Annotated in this window: 21 protein-coding genes; 12 read left to right on the top strand and 9 right to left on the bottom strand. The window is 66.7% G+C overall.

The features are described 5' to 3' along the window. Positions 1-172: 172 nt before the first annotated feature. The 6 genes from ACXMDY_RS02695 to hisA form a co-directional block, all read right to left on the bottom strand. Complete coding sequence (locus tag ACXMDY_RS02695) at positions 173-907, bottom strand: pentapeptide repeat-containing protein (RefSeq protein WP_259701630.1); 735 nt, start codon at positions 905-907, stop codon at positions 173-175. A gap of 67 nt (positions 908-974) precedes the next feature. Further along, positions 975-2366 (bottom strand): class II fumarate hydratase, encoded by a 1392-nt coding sequence (gene fumC / locus ACXMDY_RS02690; RefSeq protein ID WP_259701631.1) that lies wholly within the window; start codon positions 2364-2366, stop codon positions 975-977. Then, positions 2366-2941: a thylakoid membrane photosystem I accumulation factor gene (locus ACXMDY_RS02685; protein WP_259701632.1), complete on the bottom strand. Its 576-nt coding sequence runs from the start codon at positions 2939-2941 to the stop codon at positions 2366-2368. The genes fumC and ACXMDY_RS02685 overlap by 1 nt, the downstream gene beginning before the upstream one ends. Before the next feature lie 53 nt (positions 2942-2994). Continuing rightward, entirely contained in the window at positions 2995-4671 is a 1677-nt protein-coding gene (locus ACXMDY_RS02680; RefSeq protein WP_311133931.1) for a DUF3685 domain-containing protein, read from the bottom strand. Positions 4672-4772: 101 nt separating this feature from the next. Further along, positions 4773-5135, bottom strand: coding sequence for a Fur family transcriptional regulator (locus ACXMDY_RS02675; RefSeq protein ID WP_259701651.1), 363 nt, complete (start codon positions 5133-5135; stop codon positions 4773-4775). A 156-nt stretch (positions 5136-5291) separates the two neighbouring features. Further along, positions 5292-6053, bottom strand: coding sequence for a 1-(5-phosphoribosyl)-5-[(5-phosphoribosylamino)methylideneamino]imidazole-4-carboxamide isomerase (gene hisA, locus ACXMDY_RS02670; RefSeq protein ID WP_259701652.1), 762 nt, complete (start codon positions 6051-6053; stop codon positions 5292-5294). Between the two features lie 192 nt (positions 6054-6245). On the opposite strand from hisA, the gene ACXMDY_RS02665 reads away from it, so the two are divergent. The 7 genes from ACXMDY_RS02665 (at position 6246) to ACXMDY_RS02635 (ending at position 10415) form a co-directional block, all read left to right on the top strand. Next, positions 6246-6464 (top strand): CsbD family protein, encoded by a 219-nt coding sequence (locus tag ACXMDY_RS02665; RefSeq protein ID WP_259701633.1) that lies wholly within the window; start codon positions 6246-6248, stop codon positions 6462-6464. Positions 6465-6681: 217 nt separating this feature from the next. After that, positions 6682-6873 (top strand): Thivi_2564 family membrane protein, encoded by a 192-nt coding sequence (locus ACXMDY_RS02660; RefSeq protein ID WP_259701634.1) that lies wholly within the window; start codon positions 6682-6684, stop codon positions 6871-6873. Positions 6874-6926: 53 nt separating this feature from the next. After that, on the top strand, positions 6927-7853 hold the full coding sequence (locus ACXMDY_RS02655) for an NAD-dependent epimerase/dehydratase family protein (RefSeq protein ID WP_259701635.1): 927 nt from the start codon (positions 6927-6929) through the stop codon (positions 7851-7853). A 70-nt stretch (positions 7854-7923) separates the two neighbouring features. Continuing rightward, entirely contained in the window at positions 7924-8073 is a 150-nt protein-coding gene (locus ACXMDY_RS02650) for a hypothetical protein (RefSeq protein ID WP_259701636.1), read from the top strand. Positions 8074-8159: 86 nt separating this feature from the next. Next, positions 8160-9044 carry a bile acid:sodium symporter family protein gene (locus ACXMDY_RS02645; RefSeq protein ID WP_259701637.1) on the top strand — a complete coding sequence of 295 codons (885 nt, stop codon included), beginning with the start codon at positions 8160-8162 and terminating at the stop codon, positions 9042-9044. Positions 9045-9108: 64 nt separating this feature from the next. Continuing rightward, a complete protein-coding gene (locus tag ACXMDY_RS02640) occupies positions 9109-9594 on the top strand; it encodes a thioredoxin domain-containing protein (RefSeq protein WP_457767365.1) in 486 nt (161 codons plus the stop codon). Beyond that, entirely contained in the window at positions 9591-10415 is an 825-nt protein-coding gene (locus ACXMDY_RS02635; protein WP_259701639.1) for a cytochrome c biogenesis protein CcdA, read from the top strand. Before ACXMDY_RS02640 ends, ACXMDY_RS02635 begins: the two co-directional genes overlap by 4 nt. 34 nt (positions 10416-10449) lie before the next feature. Here ACXMDY_RS02635 and ACXMDY_RS02630 read toward each other — a convergent pair whose 3' ends face one another. Then, on the bottom strand, positions 10450-11949 hold the full coding sequence (locus tag ACXMDY_RS02630; protein ID WP_259701640.1) for a polysaccharide deacetylase family protein: 1500 nt from the start codon (positions 11947-11949) through the stop codon (positions 10450-10452). Between the two features lie 140 nt (positions 11950-12089). Here ACXMDY_RS02630 and ACXMDY_RS02625 point away from each other — a divergent pair, with 140 nt between their 5' ends. From ACXMDY_RS02625 to ACXMDY_RS02615, 3 genes are all read left to right on the top strand, one after another. Beyond that, on the top strand, positions 12090-13331 hold the full coding sequence (locus tag ACXMDY_RS02625) for a cytochrome P450 (protein ID WP_259701641.1): 1242 nt from the start codon (positions 12090-12092) through the stop codon (positions 13329-13331). Positions 13332-13335: 4 nt separating this feature from the next. Beyond that, positions 13336-14511 (top strand): MFS transporter, encoded by a 1176-nt coding sequence (locus ACXMDY_RS02620; protein WP_457767364.1) that lies wholly within the window; start codon positions 13336-13338, stop codon positions 14509-14511. Positions 14512-14577: 66 nt separating this feature from the next. Further along, positions 14578-15702 carry a Rieske 2Fe-2S domain-containing protein gene (locus ACXMDY_RS02615; RefSeq protein WP_457767363.1) on the top strand — a complete coding sequence of 375 codons (1125 nt, stop codon included), beginning with the start codon at positions 14578-14580 and terminating at the stop codon, positions 15700-15702. Here ACXMDY_RS02615 and ACXMDY_RS02610 read toward each other — a convergent pair. Then, on the bottom strand, positions 15690-16682 hold the full coding sequence (locus ACXMDY_RS02610; RefSeq protein ID WP_259701644.1) for an aromatic ring-hydroxylating dioxygenase subunit alpha: 993 nt from the start codon (positions 16680-16682) through the stop codon (positions 15690-15692). The two genes, ACXMDY_RS02615 and ACXMDY_RS02610, sit on opposite strands and share 13 nt — an antisense overlap. A gap of 272 nt (positions 16683-16954) precedes the next feature. After that, complete coding sequence (locus ACXMDY_RS02605) at positions 16955-17134, bottom strand: hypothetical protein (RefSeq protein WP_259701645.1); 180 nt, start codon at positions 17132-17134, stop codon at positions 16955-16957. Between the two features lie 406 nt (positions 17135-17540). Here ACXMDY_RS02605 and ACXMDY_RS02600 point away from each other — a divergent pair, with 406 nt between their 5' ends. Both ACXMDY_RS02600 and ACXMDY_RS02595 read left to right on the top strand, forming a co-directional pair. Beyond that, positions 17541-18215, top strand: coding sequence for an EF-hand domain-containing protein (locus tag ACXMDY_RS02600; protein ID WP_259701646.1), 675 nt, complete (start codon positions 17541-17543; stop codon positions 18213-18215). Next, on the top strand, positions 18212-18652 hold the full coding sequence (locus ACXMDY_RS02595) for a lipocalin-like domain-containing protein (protein ID WP_259701647.1): 441 nt from the start codon (positions 18212-18214) through the stop codon (positions 18650-18652). The genes ACXMDY_RS02600 and ACXMDY_RS02595 overlap by 4 nt, the downstream gene beginning before the upstream one ends. The last annotated feature ends 17 nt before the right edge of the window (positions 18653-18669 follow it).

The raw sequence follows: 18669 nt of genomic DNA, 5'->3' as shown, positions 1-18669 counted from the left end.
TTGAATCCACCATGCAGGAGCGGCTTCACCCAAGAGCTTGGTGGATTCTTGATTGAAACAATTCTGCGAGCCAGAATGGAGATGGATCTCACAGAATTATACTCAACAGCCCGGTGGCTGGCACCAACACGATCGGTTCCAAGGCCTGGGGCCGGTGCCTGGTTGGTGTGATTCACAGCCGTGGCTGTGGCGTGGTGGAGATCGCCAGACCCGGGTCCAGCCTGGCAGCTGTGAGGTCTGCTCCAGTGAAGCTGGCCCCCTCCAGGTTGGCTCCGCGCAGGTCGACATTTCTGAGAATGGCGTGAGCGAGCTGGGCGCCGCGCAGATCGGCATCACGACAATCGGCACCGCTCAGATCCGCCTGCCGAAAAATCGCTCGTTGCAGATCAGCTTCCCGGAAATCGGCTGCCTTGAGATCGGAACCGGTGAAATCAGCTCCTCTCCAGCGGCTCCGGGACAGCTTCAATCCAACCAGGTTGATGCCGCTCAGATCGAAATCGTCCTGAAAGAGACCAGCGGCGGAAAGATCCTCAACAGCACGGATCCGGCCAAGGCTCACCCTCGCACCGGATTCACGGGCGCGCAGGATCAGTTCAAACGCCTCCTGGTGCTCCCGCTCCTTGCGCCGGCCGGCCTCCAGGATGTAAACCAGCCCGGCTGCCACGATGCTGAAGGATTCAACATTGCCGACGCTGACGATCTCGGCAAAGCTGCTGGTGAGGCAGTGTTGATCGGCTTCGGCTCCATGGCAGTTTTCGAACCGATTCACCAGGGCCAGCAGCGTGAACGAGGTAAGACCCGCCACCAGCACCCGAAAGCCGAAGGAGCGATCCAGCAGCCGGTAGAAGGGTGAGGAGCGGCGGCGCAGTTGCCGTTCGTACCAGGTTGAGCGTTCGATCAGAGCCATGGGGAGAACGGTGCAGGGGCGATCGGAGCAGGAGAGATCACGGCAAAGGCAATGACGGCGCCACCGCTCAGATCATGGTGGCGGGCTGAACCAACTGGTCGAAGTCGTCAGCACTGATCTCGCCGAGCACGAGGGCCGCTTCCCGCAGGCTGAGCCGGTTGTCGTGGGCGTGCCTGGCGATCGCGCAGGCCCGGTCGTAGCCGATCGCCGGGGTGAGCGCCGTGACCAGCATCAGGCTCTGGTCGAGCAGGGTTTCGATGCGGCCGCGGTTGGGGACCAGGCCATCGAGACAGAAGCTGCGGAAGCTGCGGCAGGCTCCCGTGAGCAGACCGATGCTTTCGATCAGGTTGCGGGCGATCAGGGGCTTGAACACGTTCAGTTCAAAGTTGCCCTGGCTGGCCGCCATCTGCACGGCGGTGTTGTTGGCGATCACCTGCACCGCCACCTGGGTGAGGCTCTCGCACTGGGTGGGATTCACCTTGCCCGGCATGATCGAGGAGCCCGGTTCGTTCTCGGGCAGCACCAGTTCGCCGAGGCCGCAGCGGGGACCGCTGCCCAGCCAGCGGATGTCGTTGGCGATCTTGAACAGGCTGCCGGCCAGCACCGTGAGCGCTCCGTGGGTGGCCGCCAGCGGCTCATGGCCAGCCAGGGCCTGGAACTTGTTGGGGGCACTGCAGAAGGGCAGGCCGATCCTTGCGCTGAGGCGTTCGGCCACCGCCTCCCCGAAGCCCGGCGGGGCATTGAGGCCGGTGCCGACAGCCGTGCCACCGATCGCCAGCTGCCGCACCTGGGGCAGGCTGTGGCACAGACCTTCGAGACCCAGCTCCAGCTGGGCCGCGTAGCCCCCGAACTCCTGGCCGAGGCTGAGCGGCACCGCGTCCTGCAGGTGGGTGCGGCCGATCTTGATGATGCCGGCAAAGGCGCTGGCCTTGGCGGCCAGCGAGGCGATCAGGGCTTCGATGGCGGGGATCAGCGCCCGTTCCAGCTCGATCGCCACCGCCAGATGCAGGGCGGTGGGGAAGGTGTCGTTGCTCGACTGGCTCAGGTTCACATGGTCGTTGGGATGCACCGGGCTCTTGCTGCCCAGCACCCCACCGGCGGCCTCGATCGCCCGGTTGGCAATCACCTCGTTGAGGTTCATGTTCGTCTGGGTGCCCGATCCCGTCTGCCACACCTTGAGCGGGAATTCCGCATCGAGGGCACCAGTGGCCACCTCCTCGGCGGCGGTCACGATCAGCGCCGCCAGCTCGGGCGACAGCCGCCCCCTGTCGCGGTTCACCTCGGCGCAGGCCGCCTTGAGCTGGCCGAAGGCGTGCACCAGCTCTAGCGGCATCAGCTCGCCGAACGGGAAGAAGTGGATCGAGCGCTGGGTCTGGGCGCCCCAGTAGTGCCGGGCGGGCACCTCAACGGCACCGAGGCTGTCGGTTTCGATCCGCAGGCCAGGGGCGGGGATGGACATCAGCCGGCGGGCACCACTTCGCTGTTCAGTTCATTGAAACTGCGGGTGATGCTGGTGCCAGCCCCGGCGGTGGGATCCAGGCCGGTGGCCTTGGTGAGAGCGGCGTTGATCGCGTCGATGTCCACCTGGCCCTTGCCTTCAAGGATCACTGCGCCGCTGGGATCGAACACCACCACCTGGGGAATCTCCCCCGTCCAGTAATGGGCGGGATCGGTGGGGCCGGTGTCCGGCCGGTTCTGCAGGGCATCGGTGGTGAGAGGGATCAGCTCCACGGATCGCCCCCAGAGCCGCTGCAGTTCGTTGAGCACCGGCGAGAACTGCTTGCTGTCAGCGCTGTCATCGAGGTAGTACACCACCACGGCGGCGCGGTGATCGGCCATGGCCTGCTCCAGGCTGCTGCGGGGCGGCACCAGGGACCCGTTGCCGGCGTAGAGGGCGTAGATGTTGCCGTCGTAGCTGTTGGTGGTGAGAGCGGCCCTGGCCGGATTGGCGGGAAGCAGGCCGGTCAACAGCACCAGCACCAGAGCGAGCAGGCGAGCGGGCAGGTGGGGGGCAGGGCTGGGAGGCACGCGCAACCGGTGGGTGGGGAGCTGGCGCCATTGTGACGCTCCAGCTGCAGGTAGGGCCTTCAGCTGCGGCTGACCCCGCGGCCCATCCCCTGAAGAATGCCGCGGCCCACCAACCCGATCGCCCGGCCGACCACCTGGGTGAGCACCACCACCAACAGGTCGCCGAGCCGACGCAGCAGGGCCTGAAGCTGGGGGGCGAGGGCATCGCGGGTTTCCAGTGACAAGGTGACGACCTGCTGCAGCCAGCCCAGTTGGCGCAGCTCCTGATCCCGGGGTTCGGTGAGCAGCAGCGGCTGGATCCCCCCCGCTTCGAGGCGATAGAGCAGCCGGCGGCTCTCGTAGAGCTGGATCGGCCGCTCGAACCAGACACTCCAGCGCTGCTGGGCATTGAGCTGGTTGCGCAGCCGCTCCAGGCTGCGGGTGGCCAGCAACTCCTGAACCAGCAGATAGCGGCGCAGTTCGGGCCAGTCGCCACAACAGGCGAGCACCTCGGCGCTGATCAGTTCGGCGGTGCGGACCAACCAGTTGCTCACCAGGGCCTCGAGGTGCAGCAAGGCCTGGGGCTCATCCGGCGCCAGCAACCGACCATCGACTAGCAGCGGCTGGGCCGTGAGCAGGGCCGTGAGCATCGGCAGGCAGGGGGGCAGCTCGGGATCAGCGAGGCCCAGATCGCTGCTGCCGCTGAGGGTGTCTGCCACCGGCAGCATCAGCCCCTGCTGGGGCAGCTGAACGTAGGGTCCGGCCATCTGGCGGAGGGCGTGGCGCCGCAGGTCGGGCTGCAGCTGCTCCCAGCGACCCTGGAGGTCTTCACCACGCAGGCGCTCCTCCCGCAGCCGTGTGAGCAACTGGTCGAGCTGGCCAAGCAGGGCCAGAAGAAGATCGCGACGACGCTCCGGGCTGAGCCCCTTGAGGGCGAACAGGGCACCCTCCGCCTGGGGGGCCATGGCGCTGCCGCTGGCTGTGGCCAACCGCTCGCGGATCACCTGCCAGATCCCATCGGCGGTGCGGTGCCGCAGGGTGATCGCCGTGCTGCCGCTCACCGGTGGACGAGGCAGCCGTTCCCCACTGCTGAACGTGGAGCCGCCGGGCGCCGCGCTTTCCGGCTCGCCCCAGGCCAGGCTGAGGGGACCCCAGAGCCAGAGCAACAGGGCGCGGGCGGCCTCCAGCTCCCGGATCCGGCCCTCCAGCAGGAGAGCCTCGATCGGATGGAGCGAAGGCCGGCCGAGCCAGTGATCACAGAGCCTCAGCTCGGCATCGATCTGCTGGAGGCCATTCCTGAGCAGCCCCTGGGCCAGCCCGGGCTGAGACAGGGCTGATACGCCGCTCTCCTCCGGCACGTCTTCGCCACGCAACTGCACCACCCGTCCCCCGGCAAGCAGGGTGGCCACGGCAGCGCGGAGCGGCTCGGGATCGGGCTGCTGCAACAGGCCTGCCACCGGCAGCTGCAGCAGCCAGTCGCGGCGACAGCCCGGCGTGGCCGGCAACAACAACAGCAGGGGGGCAGGATGCCAGCGCTGCTCGAGCTGCTCAAGTTCCCGCAACAGGTTGGCGGGCTCCAGGGGGGCGGAGAGCGCCCAGATCACCAGCTGGGGGGCGCCGCTCAGGGCATCGACAGAGCTGGCCAGGCGGTAGCCGGGTGGCTCGGTGTCCAGCAGCCGGATCAGACCCTCCATCAGGAGTGGCTCGGCAAACAGCAGGAGCTGGGGAGCCTGGCTGGATCGGGAACTGGGGGACACGGCGGCTTTGCTGGGGATCCTGGGCTGGCCGATGTTGCCAAGGTAACGAGCCTGGACCAATTGACCAGCTCAGGCCTGGATCCGGCCGTGCTGCGGAAGGTTCATGGCCGCCGCCGACCGCTGAGCTGCAGGGTGTACGACTCGATGGCGAAGCCGGTGAGAGCTTCGATCTGCTCGAGGAGTTGGTTGGGAAGAACCACATCGAGATCGTGGATGTCGCCGGACTCCAGGCAGGTGAGGTGGCTGTGCGGATCACTGCGGTACCCATACAGGCGTCCGTTGGCCTTCTCCAGGCATTCGATCACCCCAGCCGACTGGAGCGCTTCGAGGTTCTGGTAGACGGAAGTGTGACCGATGTTGCGGCCCTGGCTGTTGAGCCGCTCAAAAATGTCTCGGGCGCTGAGGTGGTTGCGCTCGGCCCAGAGCAACTCCAGCACCATTTTCCGCTGGCGGCTCAGCCGCATCCCGAGATCACGGCAACGTCTGAACGCTTCCGTGACATTCACCTGGAGGGTGTCGGGTGGTGGCGAAACGACCACGTTCAGGGTCAAGGATGATTGTCATGCTATCGGCAGGGTCAGTGATCAGGCCACCTGCCGCTGGAATGGCCCTGTTCCGGCTCAGCCGACACTGAGCCGGAGTGGATCCTGGAGCCGCTGGGGGCCCACCGCCTGCAGGGCTTCCCGCAGGTCGACGCTGCCGTCGTAGAGCGCCCTGCCGACGATCACCGCTTCGACGCCCAGCGGCTCAAGGGCGAGCAGGGCGAGCAGATCGGTGAGCGAACCCACCCCACCGGAGGCGATCAGCGGAATCGAGCTGGCTGCCGCCAGCTGCCGCAGCGCCTCCAGGTTGGGACCGGCCAGGGTTCCGTCGGTGGCGATGTCGGTGCTGATGATCGCTGCCACGCCACTGGCCTCGAAGCTGGCTGCCAGGTCCGTGGCCTCCACGGTGCTCTCGGTGAGCCAGCCGCGGGTGGCCACCTTGCCGTTTCTGGCATCGATGCCCACCAGGATGCGGCCGGGGAAGCGACGAGCCAGTTCTCGAACCAGCTCCGGCTGCTCGATCGCCACGGTGCCGAGGATCACCCGATCGAGGCCGCAGGCCAGCAGCTCCCCGGCCCGCTCGGCCGTGCGCACGCCACCGCCCAGCTGCACCGGAATCGACAGAGCGGCGGTGATCGCCTTCACCGCCACATCGTTGATCGGCTTGCCGCTGCGGGCGCCATCAAGGTCGACGAGATGGAGCCGCTCGGCCCCCTGCCGCTGCCAGTCGAGGGCCTGGGCCACCGGGTCGTCGTTGAAGCGGGTCACCTGGTCGTAGTCGCCCTGGTGGAGACGCACGCAGTGGCCGTCGAGCAGGTCGATGGCGGGAATGATCTGCATGGCGAAGCCGCTGGAGCCGTGGTTGGGCTCCATCCTCGCTGGCTGGGCTGAAGGGGTGGGGATTCTGCCTGGCTTCGGTGGGAGCGAACAATGGCCGCATCGCCATGATCTGGCTAGAGAGTGCCTGGAAGATCATTTTTCTGCCCCTGGGCAGGAAGACAAGATCGCTCCATCCCATTCGCCGGTCATGTCATGTCCAATCGTTTTGATGCCAAGGCGAAAGAAGCGGAAGGCCGCCTTGAATCCGCCTTCGGTGAACTCACGGGAGATGCTGGGCATCAGCTCCAAGGCAAGGCCAAACAGGCCCAGGGAGCGGCGATGAATGCCGCCGAAGACCTGAAGGCAAAAGCCGGATCAGCTGCCAGAAAACTGGACGAGACCATCAAGAAGTCTGCCGAGAACACGGATTGACCTGCTGGTTCAGCAGGTGAGTGAACAGCTTCGGAACCGGAGTTTCTGAGGCTCACCTGCGAACTTGCCGGTGCCGGTGACCTCCCATTCCGGGGGGTTGCCTCCGAAGCGGCGGCGAATCATGACAACCGGAAAGCTGGTAACAAAAGTCCGATAAAGCAACCAGAAAAAATGACATTCTGTTGCATCCATTCAACCCCACTACCAAAGAATTCCCATGAGTCTTCTTTCCCTGGTCACAACACTCATCGTTGTTGGCATTCTGCTCTGGCTGATCAATAACTTCGTGCCAATGGACGGCAAGATCCGGCAGATCCTCAACATGGTTGTTGTGGTCGCAGTGATTGCCTGGCTCCTGAATCTGCTTGGGCTGATTGATTCAATCCGCGGCATCCGCGTCGGGAGATAGAGGCCCGGCGGGCATCGGTCGCTTGAATGGCGTCCAGTTCGATCGAGCCCGTCTTGAAAATCCTGGTCATGGGTGGCACCCGCTTCATCGGCAAGCCGTTGGTGGCGCAACTGCAGGCCTTCGGCCACGAGCTCAGCCTGTTCACCCGCGGCCGGAATCCCCTGCCGGCCGGGGTGGAACACCTGGTGGGGGACCGGAGCAGCGAGGAAGCCCTCGCCCAGCTGCAGGGCCGCCGTTTCGACGTGATCATCGACAGCAGCGGCCGGACCCTCGCCGACAGCCAGTCGGTGCTGGAGCGCACCGGTGAACCGAAGCATCGCTTCGTCTACGTGAGCTCAGCCGGGGTCTACGCCGACAGCGAGCAGTGGCCCCTCGATGAGAACGCCCCCACCGATCCAGCCTGTCGCCATGCCGGCAAGCTCGAAACCGAGAGCTGGCTGCGGCGCCAGGGCATCCCCTTCACCAGCTTCCGGCCCACCTACATCATCGGACCAGGCAACTACAACCCGGTGGAGAGCTGGTTCTTCGATCGGATCGTGCACGGCTGCCCAGTGCCCTTGCCGGGCGATGGCAGCACGATCACCCAGCTCGGCCACGTGGGGGACCTGGCGATCGCCATGGCCCGTTGCCTGGAGGTGGAAGCGGCCACCAACCGGATCTACAACTGCACCGATCGAAAGGGAATCAGCTTTCGCGGCCTGGTGGCGGCGGCGGCGCGCGCCTGCGGCAAGGATCCGGCCACTGTGGAGATCCGCAGTTTTGATCCGGCCGGGCTGGATCCCAAGGCCCGCAAGGCCTTTCCGCTGCGGCTGGCCCACTTCCTCACCGATGTGCACCGGCTGGAGCGGGAGCTGGCCTGGAAGCCCGTCTTCGATCTCGATGCCGCCCTGGCCGACAGTTACGCCAACGACTACGCGCTGCGACCGACCGGCAACCCGGATTTCAGCGGTGATCAGGCTCTGCTGGGCGGAGCGGAATGATCAGGGGCCATCGATCAAGGGCCACGGATCAGGAGGCATAGGAGACTGGATCCACCATCGATGCGTTCCGATGCCCAACCCCAGCGGATCCATCAAGTCGGTGATGGCCGCCCTGCTCGTGGTGCTCGCTTCAATCGGAGGCCTGGCTCTGCTGGGTTGGCTCACGGTGGTGCTGCTCGATCTCAAACACCTCAACACCAGCGGGTTCACCCTGCCGTAGCGGCAGGGGTCTGAAGCCTGGAGCGGAACCTGCCCAGCCGGCAGAGAGGATCCATACGATCTTGTCCGCAGCGTTCCTGGGCACCGATGCAGAACAGCTTGCTGACGACGGTGCTGCTGCCCGTCGCCCTGGCCATCGTGATGCTGGGGATGGGGCTGAGCCTGGTGCCGGAGGATTTCCGGCGCATCAGCCGCTATCCGCGGGCCGTGGCGCTGGGCAGTTTCTGTCAGATCGTGGTGCTGCCGCTGATCGGCGGCCTGCTGGCCTGGCTCTGGCCGATGGAGCCGGCGCTGGCGGTCGGTCTGGTGATCGTGGCGATCTGCCCCGGCGGCCCCTCCTCCAACCTGATCACCTACCTGGCGAAGGGGGATGTGGCCCTCTCGGTGACGCTCACGGCGATCAGCAGCGTGGTGACGGTGTTCACGATCCCCGTGCTCGCCAATCTGGCCCAGCAGTTGCTGATGGGATCCGGCGCAGAGATCAGCCTGCCTGTGCTGCCGACGATGCTGCGAATCGTGCTGATCACCCTGGTGCCGACGGTCATCGGCATGGGGATCCGGCAGCGGTTCACCGCCACAGCGCTGCGGCTGGAGAAGCAGATGGGGCGGCTGGCCGCAGGTCTGCTGGCGTTGATCATCCTGCTGCTGGTGATCAAGGAAGCCGGCAGGCTGCCCGGCTTCATCGCCCAGGTGGGCGCGGCAGTGGTCGTGCTGAACCTGCTGGGAACGGCGGCCGGCTTCCTCTCGGCCCGGCGGCTGGGTCTGCCCCTCGCCCAGCGGCTCAGCATCGCCATCGAGGTGGGCATCCAGAACGGCACGCTCGCGATCGCGATCACGGCCGGCCTGCTGAACAACATCGACATGGCTGTGCCGGCTGCGATCTACAGCCTCTGGATGAACATCACCGGATTCGCCATGGTCGCCTTCGGCCGCCGCAAGCTCGCCGCCGCCCAGGGGTCGGTGAATGGATGAGCCCAGGCAATCCAGCGAAAGGGTTCGTCGGTAGATCAGGCATTCGTCCTCTCCACCGCCCGCAATGTCCTTGCCCCTCACCGCACTGCTGCTCACCCTCGGGAGCTCCCTGCCCAACGGCCTGCCTGGCTCCGTTCCACTCGCCTCCCCACCCCGGGTATCTGGCCCCGGCGCATGGGTGGCCCAGAAGCAGGGAGGTGCCCTGGCCCCTTCCCTGCAGGGCAAACCCGTCGTGGTCGACATCTACGCCAGCTGGTGCCCGGCCTGCCGCACGATTGAGCCGACCCTGCGTTCCCTGCAGCAAAGCAAGGCCGGCAAGGCCACCTTCGTGACCTTCGATGTGTCTGATGCCGCCACCTTGAAGGCCTCGCGCGAACGGGCCCGGGCGCTCGGCCTCGGCGCCTTCCTGGAGGCCAACCGCAGCCAGACCTCGCTGGTGGCCGTGATCGACCCTGCTACCGGCACCACGGCGCAGACCTTCCGGGCCAGCACAGATGCGAGCGCCTACAGCAAGGCGATCAGCAAGGTTCAATCGATGCTCAAGCGATGAGCCGATCTGCCCTGCGCAGGAAACGACCGGCGATCCTGGTGCTCCTGGCCGTGGTGACCCTGCTGGCAGGGCTGGCTTTGCACTGGCTGCCGCAGATCGGCGCTCAACTGGATCAGGTGATCCTGTCGGCGTCGCAGGCCTACGCCGAACGGTTCGAGGCCTGGGGCGCACCCCCCCCGTTTCTGATTCCGTTGGCGGCTTTCGCCGGTGGGCAGCTGGCCAGCGTGTCGCCCTGCGTGCTGGCGATGCTGCCGTTGAACCTCAGTTACATCGGCACGCTCGGGCCGCTCAGCCGGCGTCAGGCCTTCGTCAGGGTGGCTGGATTCGTGGCCGGCACCGTTGTGGTGCTGAGCCTGTTCGGCCTGGTCGCCTCGTTCGCCGCAGCCGTGGTGGTTGACCACCGCGGCCCGGTCCATCTGGGGGTGGGACTGCTCATCCTGGTGATGGGCCTGAATCTGGCGGGCTGGCTCCCCCTGCGGCTGCCCCGCCTGCCCGAACTGCCTCCGGCCGGTGGCCCGTTCCTGGTGGGGATGGGATTCGCTCTGGTCAGCTCCCCCTGTGCCAGTCCGGTGCTGTTCTCGGTGCTCGCCGCTGCGGCCGGCACCGGCTCAGTCCTGTTGTCGGTGGTCACGATGGTGAGTTACGCCCTGGGTTACACCGCCGTGATCGCCGCCACCAGCCTCTGGGCCGGCCTGCTTGGCACCTCAAGACTGCTGCTGCGCCATGGATCCACGCTCAGCCGCGTCAGTGCCCTGGTTCTGCTGGCAGCAGGGGGGTTTTATGTCGTCCAGGGTCTGATCTGGAGCTGGCCGAGCCGGTAGCAGGCTCCAGGTATGGACATCCCGTCTGGGCTGACTAACCGATCGCGGCCTCACCACGCCTGTGAATCTCGCTGGCGTAGCCGGTCCAGGCGCCCTGGCCCCAGTAGCGGAAGCAGCTGGTTTCCAGCAGCAGCAGGTTGAGCAGGGCTTCCTGGTAGTGGGGGGTTCTGGTGATGGCGGGATCCTGCGCCACCAGGGGATCAAACACCTGGTGGAAGCGGGCACTGAGCCGGTTCATCGGCTCCAGCACGTTGCCGTAGCCCTCCACCCAGCTGAGGTCGTTGGTCCAGGAGGCACCCGCCATCGAGAAGTGGGGATCGCTGGCCTGGAGTGCGGCGATGGCCGCTTCGGTGGCCGCCGGGGTGGGCGGGTTGCCGTTGGTCTGGCGGCTAACGGCCTCCCAGAGCTTGTGTTGCTGAACCGCCTGAATGGCTGGGTAATCGGCTGCTTGGACCCCGGCGGCTTCCAGCAACTCCAGATACTCGGTGCCATTGATCGCCACGGTGGCTGAATCGCCGCCTGAATCAGTGGTTGGGTCGTCACCCGAAGCGCTCGCCTGGGCGGCGATTTTCTGATGGGCCTGGATGAAGGCGGAGGGGAATTCATTCATCATCACCCCGCCATTTTCGCCGTCGGCAATCTGCGACACGAGCGAGGGGATCGTGGTCTCTCCCAGCGCCTGGCGTCCCAGCCCGAGGGCTTCGTAGCAGGGCTGCATCTGGCCCACCAGCTTGGTATCGGAGCCCTGGGTTTTGATCAACGCCGTGATCCTCACCGACTCACCGCTGGAGTTGCGCGCCACGAGTTGATTGGGGCCGTAGTTCTGCGCCTGGCTGAGGCTGGAGCCATCGAGGTTCTCGACGCTGTGCTCCTGCACCAGCAGCCACTGGTAGCCGCACTCCCTCAGAGCCTTCACCAGGGCATAGAGGGTGTCGGGGTGGTTGGGCAGGTGCATTTCAGGCGGCGAGAAACCCTTCACCCGTTGCAGTGCCTCAGGCCCGAAGAGGGCCGCGAAATGGTGTTGCCAGGCCAGGATCTGCAGCCTGAGATCGGGAATCGGCGTGGAGGGTGCCACGGCATGGCTCCAGAAGCTGCCGAGCCATTCCACATGGGGTTGCAGGCTGGGATCGCAGGCAAGCGACTTCAGGGCATCGAGTATGTCGTGACGGCCCATCTGCTCGAATCCCCAGAGCAGGTTGCCGGAATAATCCAGCATGATCCGTGGGTTGCAGCCCTCTGAAATCAGCTGGGGGATGATCTCAGCAAGACGCTTGTAGCAGTGGGCGAAGGGTTCGGCGTTGTGGTTGTCACCCTCGCCGGGGTGCTCGACCATGTACTGCAGATGCGAAATCAGCTCGCCATTCGCCCCGGCGGGAATCGTGGGCTGGTGCATGTGCAGGGCGCAGGCGAAGCCTGAGCGGATCTGCGCCAGGTTGAGAGTTGTGCGCGGCAGAAAAACGGGGCCGGCCTGCTGCATCAAGGCGAGGATCCCGGCTTCATCACCCGCGATCGGCGGAAGTGCGGAGTTGGGCATCAGGTGGGCAGGTCGTGCAGGGTCAGTCTGGGCCTGGGGCATCGTCCTGGCACTCGATACCCTTCTGAACACAGCTGAGCAGGGTGTCCGGGCCGAACGCTCACCGCTCAGCCGAACGCTCACCGCCAAGATTGGTGGCCATGGTGCCCTCTGCCACCGTCCTGATGATCCTGGCCTCCGCCGACCGCGCCGCCTTTCAGCTCGATCCCTGCCTGCCGGGCCATCCCGACCCCTACCCGATCTATGGCGCCCTGGGCGCCGAAAGCCCGGTGCATTGGTGCGAGGGGCCGCAGATGTGGATCATCCTCGGCCACCCCGAGGCGGTGGCGCACATGCACGATGCGCGCTGCAGCCGCCAGCTCCATCTCGACAAGCTGATCGAGCGCTTCGGCAGCGGCCACATCTTCCACGACCAGAAGATCGACATCCCCTACATGGATGGCGACCCCCATGCGCTGGTTCGTCACCATGTGAACGACGCCTTTCGCGCCATCAACATCCCGAGCCTTGAAGCGTTCACGCGGAGCTTCATTGCCGAGCGGCTGGAGTCGATCACCGTGGGCGAACCCTTCGATCTGGTGCCGCTGCTGGCGGATCCGCTGCCGGTGGCCGTCACCAGCGAGCTGCTGGGGATTCCCGCCGATCTGCAACAGGAGGTGCTCCGCCATGTTCCCTCCTTTGTGCGCTCCCGCGGTCTGACGCAGACCGAGCAGACGACCGCCAGCGGCGACGATGCCATCGCCCTCTACAGGCAGTTCTTCCTGCCCTTGATCCATCAGCGCCGCGCCAACCCCCAGGACGATCTGCTCAGCCGCCTGATGGTCGATCCCCGCGATGGCATCCACATCAGTGATGAGCAGTTGCTGCTGTTCATCTCCAGCAACTTCTACAGCGCCAGTGTGTTTACGCTGCGCCTGCTCGTGGGCACCCTGGCCGTCGCGATGGCGCGCCACCCTGAGGCTTTCGAGCGGCTGCGGGGCGACGGCTCCCTGGTGGGGCCGGCGCTGGAGGAGGTGCTGCGCTGGGATCCACCGGCCCAGGCCCTCAACGCCAGTGCCGCCACCGAGCCGATCGAACTGGCCGGCCACACCATCGCCACCGGTGATTCGCTCACCGCCCTGGTGGGAGCGGCCAACCGTGATCCGCGCGTGTTCGACGATCCACACCTGTTCCGGATCGAGCGCGATCCCAATCCCCATCTGAGCTTCGCGCCAGGGCTGCATCAATGCCTCGGGCGGCAGCTGGCCCGTCTGCAGGGCCGGGCCTTGCTCGAGGCCTTGCGGGAACGCTTCAGCGCCATCCATTGTCAGGAGCAGGCCTGCCATCGCTTTGTGGGTGATCGCTTCCGTGGCTTTGATCGGCTGATCCTCGAGGTGGAGTGAGCGGTTGAAGCAAAGCGGATCCAGCCCCGGGCCCCTGCCGCCGCTGGCGCTGCTGGCCCTGGCCGTGGGCGTGAGCGTCGCGAACCCCTTTTACAGCCAGTCGCTGCTGCCGCCGATCGCCGCCGAGCTCGGCCTGGCCGCCGGCACCGCCGTGCTGGTGCCGGCGGCCACCCAGTGGGGGCTGGCCGCGAGCCTGCTGCTACTGCTGCCCCTGGGCGACCGGCTGGATCGGCGCCGCCTGCTGGTGGGTGCGGCCGCCGGCATGGCGCTGGCCTGCCTGGCGATCGTGCTGGCCCCGGGGTTCAGCCTGCTGCTGCCCGCCTTCTTTGCGCTCGGCCTCTGCGCCCTGGTGCCCTACCTTCTGCCGCCGTTCGTGGCTGAGCTGACGCCTGAATCGCGACGCGGCCAGGTGCTCGGCACCCTGTTGAGCGGCCAGTTCAGCGGGTTGCTGCTGGCGCGCAGCTTCAGCGGCGTGCTGGCCGAGCTGGCCGGCTGGCGAACCATCTACGCGGTGTCGGCCGTGCTGATGCTGGCGGTGGCGATGCTGTTCCGCAGCCGTCTGCCCCACCAGCGCCCGCCCCGCCCCCTGGGCTACCTGGCCCTGCAGCGTTCCCTGCTCCAGCTCTGGTTCCGCTACCCGGCCCTGCGGCAAGCGTGTCTGCGCCAGGCCCTGCTGTTCGGGGCCTTCATGGCCACCTGGAGCGCCCTGGCCCTGCAGCTGGCGGCGCCGCCCTGGCGGTTCGCACCGGCGGCGATCGGCGCCTTCGGCCTGGTGGGCCTGGTGAGCATCACCGCCGCCAGGCCGATCGGTCGCCTGGTCGACCGCCATGGCCCCGACCGGATCGTGCGGGCGGGCTGCCTGCTGGGCTTGGTCGGTCTGTTGCTGCTGGCCATCGGATCCAGCTCCCTGCTCGCCCTGGTGCTGGGCATGGCCTGCCTCGATCTTGGCGTGCAGGGCGCCTTCGTGGCCCATCAGACCACCGTGTTCTCCCTCGATGCGGAGGCCCGCACGCGCCTGGGAACCTGGCTGTTCTTCACCGCCTACCTGGGCGCCGCGCTCTGCTCGGGGCTGCTGGCGCACTACTGGGCGAGCTGGCACTGGCATGGCAATGCACTCTTCGCCGCCAGCCTGGTGCTGCTCGCCCTGCTGATCCCGACCTCCGGCCGACCCGCACGCTGACCACCAGGGGAACCGCAGAAGCTGCGACACTCTGTTCAGCAAATGTTGGCCCCCTTGCCCGATCCGGTGCCCACGCCACCAGCCCCAGCTCTCGATCTCGAGCGGCCCTGGCTGTCGGAGCGGCTGGTGGCCTGGCCGATCCTGGCCAGCGGGGAACTGGCGCCGGAATCGGCGCTGAGCCTGCGGGTGTTCGGCTTGCCCCTGCTGCTGGTGCGGGGCGCAGATGGGCGCGCATCGGCCCACATCGATGCCTGCCCCCACCGGCTGGTGTCCTTCTCCTGCGCCGGCACGCCGCCACGGGTGCAGGGTTCAGTGGTGCGTTGCCCCTACCACTACCAGGAGTTCGATCAGGACGGCCGCTGCGTGCACACCCTGCATGGCGAAACCGGTAGCGCCGAGCATCTCGTCACGCTGCCGCTGCGGGAATGGGCTGGTTTCCTCTGGCTGCCGGCGGGACGCCGCCTGTTCGCCGCAGCTGATCCCGCCGCCTGGCAGGCGGCGGAGGTGGAGGCGGCGCTGCAGGCGGCGCGGCTGCCGGCCGAGTTCGAGCGCGAGCTGCTCGATCCGGCCACCGATGCCCTGCCGCTGTTCCACTACCGCTACCCGGTAGGCCCCTGGGGCCTGGTGCTCACCAGCGGCATCGACCACACCCACGGCTTCCACGTGCACGCCATCGCCCGCACCGTGCATCAGCTGCGGCGCTGGCTGGGCCAGGAAACCCTCAGCGGCATGCACATGGTCTGCGACGACGACGAGCGCTCGGTGCTGGTCACCTATGAGCAGTACCGCAACAACCTGCAGGCCTACTGGAAGGTGGGCGGCGCCCCCAACCTCTGGCTCAACAAGCTCGATGAGGGCCTGCATCTGGCGGTGCTGTTCGTGCCCGACGATCAGGGCAGCACCACCCTGCGCGGCACCCTGTACGCCGCCGGTCGCTGGCGCTCCCTGCTGGAGAACGGTCCTGCGCTCAAGGCGTTGCGCGATCTCTCCAACCACAACAACGAGGAGGACCGCCCCTTCATCGAAAGCCAAGCGGCCCTGCTGGGCGGCGGCCGCATTCCGGTGGGCAATGCCAGCATCAACGATGCGCCGGTGTACCGCTTCTTCCGCTACCTGGAGGCGATCACCGGCACGCCGATCGCCTTCGGGGCCAAGCCCCACCCCCGCGACCTGCTGGTTCAGCGCGGCTGAAGCAGCTCCCGCAGCCGCTGGCGCATCAGGGCGATCGGCTGATCCGCCTCGATCAGATGCTCGCCGCTGGGCCAGGGCTCAAGGGCGGCAGTCATGGCGGTGAGGATCGCCCGGTCCTGATCGATCAGGCCCCGCTCGAAGCGCACCATGGCGGCGGCCGGCACCTGCTCTTCGCTGTCGTTGCGGAAGTAGAAGCGGCTGATCTGGGTGGCCTCCCCGCCCGTGGGCACGGCGTGGAGCACGATGCGCTGGCGCAGGCCGTTCGGCCACTCCAGCTCCAGGCTGAGCCCGAGCGGCGCGATCCAGCTCACTTGCCGCTCCACCGTCAGCGTGCCGGCGTCGCTGGCCAGGGTGTCCTGCAGCACGGTGTTGTTGTGCACCTGCAGGGGGATACGGAAACGGAAGCCATCGGCGGTGTCTTCGATCGGCCCCTCGATCGGATCGGGCCGGGCCGTGGTGGCCTCCAGCAGGCCGCGGTGCACGAAGAAGTGGTGGAAGTTGTCGAGGCCATTCTCGATCACCCGGAACGGGGAGCAGTTCCAGCGCTCCCAGAAGCCATCGATGCGCCGCTGGGCCGGGTCGTGCTCCTCGGGGAAGCTGGGCAGCGGCAGCTGGGGCTGGTCCGCCAGGCACACCCACACCCGGCCATAACGGGCCTGGGCCTGGTAGGTGTGCAGGCGGCAGGCCTCCGGGATCGGCCGCTCCGGCTGCTGGGGGATCGCCCGGCAGGCGCCGTCAGCGGCGAACTCCCAGCCGTGGTACGGGCACTGCAGGTTGCCTTCCGAGCTGAGGCTGCCGCCCGAGAGCCGCGCCGAGCGGTGCGGGCAGCGGTCGGGAGCGGCGTGGGGCGCCCCATCGGCCCCGCGCCAGATCACCAGGGCTTCCCCCAGCAGCTCCACCGCCACCGGCGCCTCGCCCAGCTGATCGAGCGGCAGCACCGGGTACCAGAAGGGGCGCAACCGGGAAACGTCAAGCGGCATGGCCAACCAACTCACTGACTGTTGTGTCTCACCACCTTGGTGCGCGGAGCCGCTCAGAGAGCCGATGCCGAGAGGATCGGCCCCGCCCGGTGCTGAGCGCTTCCTGAGACGGCTGCAGATTGGCAGAGACCGGAGCAGCCAGGGGTTGCGCTCTACCGAGAAGGAGCAATTCTGCCAATGGATTTCCCTGCCACGTGGCGCTTTTCCCCCACGAGACAACCCAGCTCAACACAAGGTTGATCCGCAGACTCTCAAGGTTCATTGGATAGCCTTTACGGCGGCTCCACCTGATGGAGCTCCGCCAGGCTGCCGCTCCAGCTCTGCTCAAGGAGTTGGCGCTGGCTCCCATCAACTTGTGCCAGGAGATTCGGATTGTCCAGTACTGGTATGCAGGTGACTTCGCCGGGAGTGAGCCCCTTCAGCGAGGCCTCCAGCACCTCCTCAGGCGTCATGACGATCCCGCTTGGAAAGGAATGCGGATCGACGCCATCGTGTTCATGACATTCAGTGTTCACAACACCTGGACAGAGTGCTTGAGCACGAACTCCCGTGCCGAGAAGCTCACTCGCCAGGATTTGGCTGAACCTATTGACAGATTCTTTGCAGCCAGCGATGCCGCTCTCCTGAGCAATGAGAGCGTGGCCAGGGACCCACTGAAGGGCAGCCGCTAAGATCCATTGATCACTCCACCGTGATCAGGCGCGAGCATCCCTGGAGGGCTGCCCGTTTGAGGGGGGGCAAACCCACAAAACGCAGACGGATCAGGTCTTCCGGCTGGTCAGGCACCACCAGGCATCACCAGGCACCACGATGCCGCTCGTCAGGGCCGGTAGGGTGATCAGAGACCTGGCGGCATGGATGTCGAGCGGCTCCAAACCACCTGAGCACGCGGCAGCCCAACCCGCGACAGCCTCCCTGCCGGCCCAGCTGATCCAGCGCTATCGGCGCCTGTTCGCCTTTTACGACCGCGACGGTGACGGCCGCCACACCCTGGGCGGTGACTTCGAGCCGGTGGCAGCTCGCCTCGCTGCGCGCTGGCAGGGCCGGCCCACCCCCTTTCCTGATCTGCTGCGGCTGCTGCTCGATACCTACCGACACGAGAACGAACGCCGCGACGGCAACCATGACGGCCAGGTGGATCGGGAGGAGTTCGTCGCCTCCCATGGCCGGGTGTTCGCCTCCTTCATCGCCGACCCCGAGGCCGCACGGGGCTTCATCGCCCGCTCCGCCGGCGGCTTCTTCACTGTGCTCGACCTCGATGGGGATGGCGTTCTCGGGCTCGACGACCTGGCGGCCTTCGCCGCCGCCTATGGCCATCCGAGCGATGGCATCGCCGCCAACCTCAACGCGATGCTGAGTGGCCTGGGCCTGCCACCGGACCGCCTGCCACTGGCGGCGTTCCTGACGCTGGTGGAGCAGTACTGGTTCGATCCATCCCCCGACGCACCCGGCCGCCATCTGTTCGATGGGCTGGCTCTGGTGGAGACCGGCCAACCCCAGCACCAGCTCAGCAATCTGGGATACGCGTTGTGAAAGCCGACGACTTGGTTGGTTCCTGGCGGCTCCGCTCATGGAGGAATGTCGGCAACGACGGCGTGGGCGTTGACCCACTCGGTGAGCATCCCGTGGGGTTCATCTTCTACAACCACGACGGCTACATGTCAGTGGAGATCATGGCCAGCCACCGTTCGCCTTATCACAACCCCGACGTTTTTGGAGGCACCCCCGCGGAGCGCTCTGATGCGATCAGCTCCTATCTTTCCTACTCCGGCCCTTTCGAAGTGCTCGAAGATCAGGACGCCGTTGTGCATCACATCGAGGTTTGTTCGTATCCGAACTGGATCGGCAATGCGCAGGTGCGCTTCGCGAAGCTTGACGGTGACGTGCTGGTGCTGAGCACGAAGCCGATGATGTTTCAGGGGGTGGAGCGCCGGGCGGAACTCGTCTGGGAGCGCATCGGACACGACTGACCCCCACCGCTGAGGTG

The organism is Cyanobium sp. ULC082 (assembly GCF_977927535.1).
The sequence above is the reverse complement of the archived record's forward strand: the minus strand, read 5'-3'. Positions and strand labels throughout refer to the sequence as shown.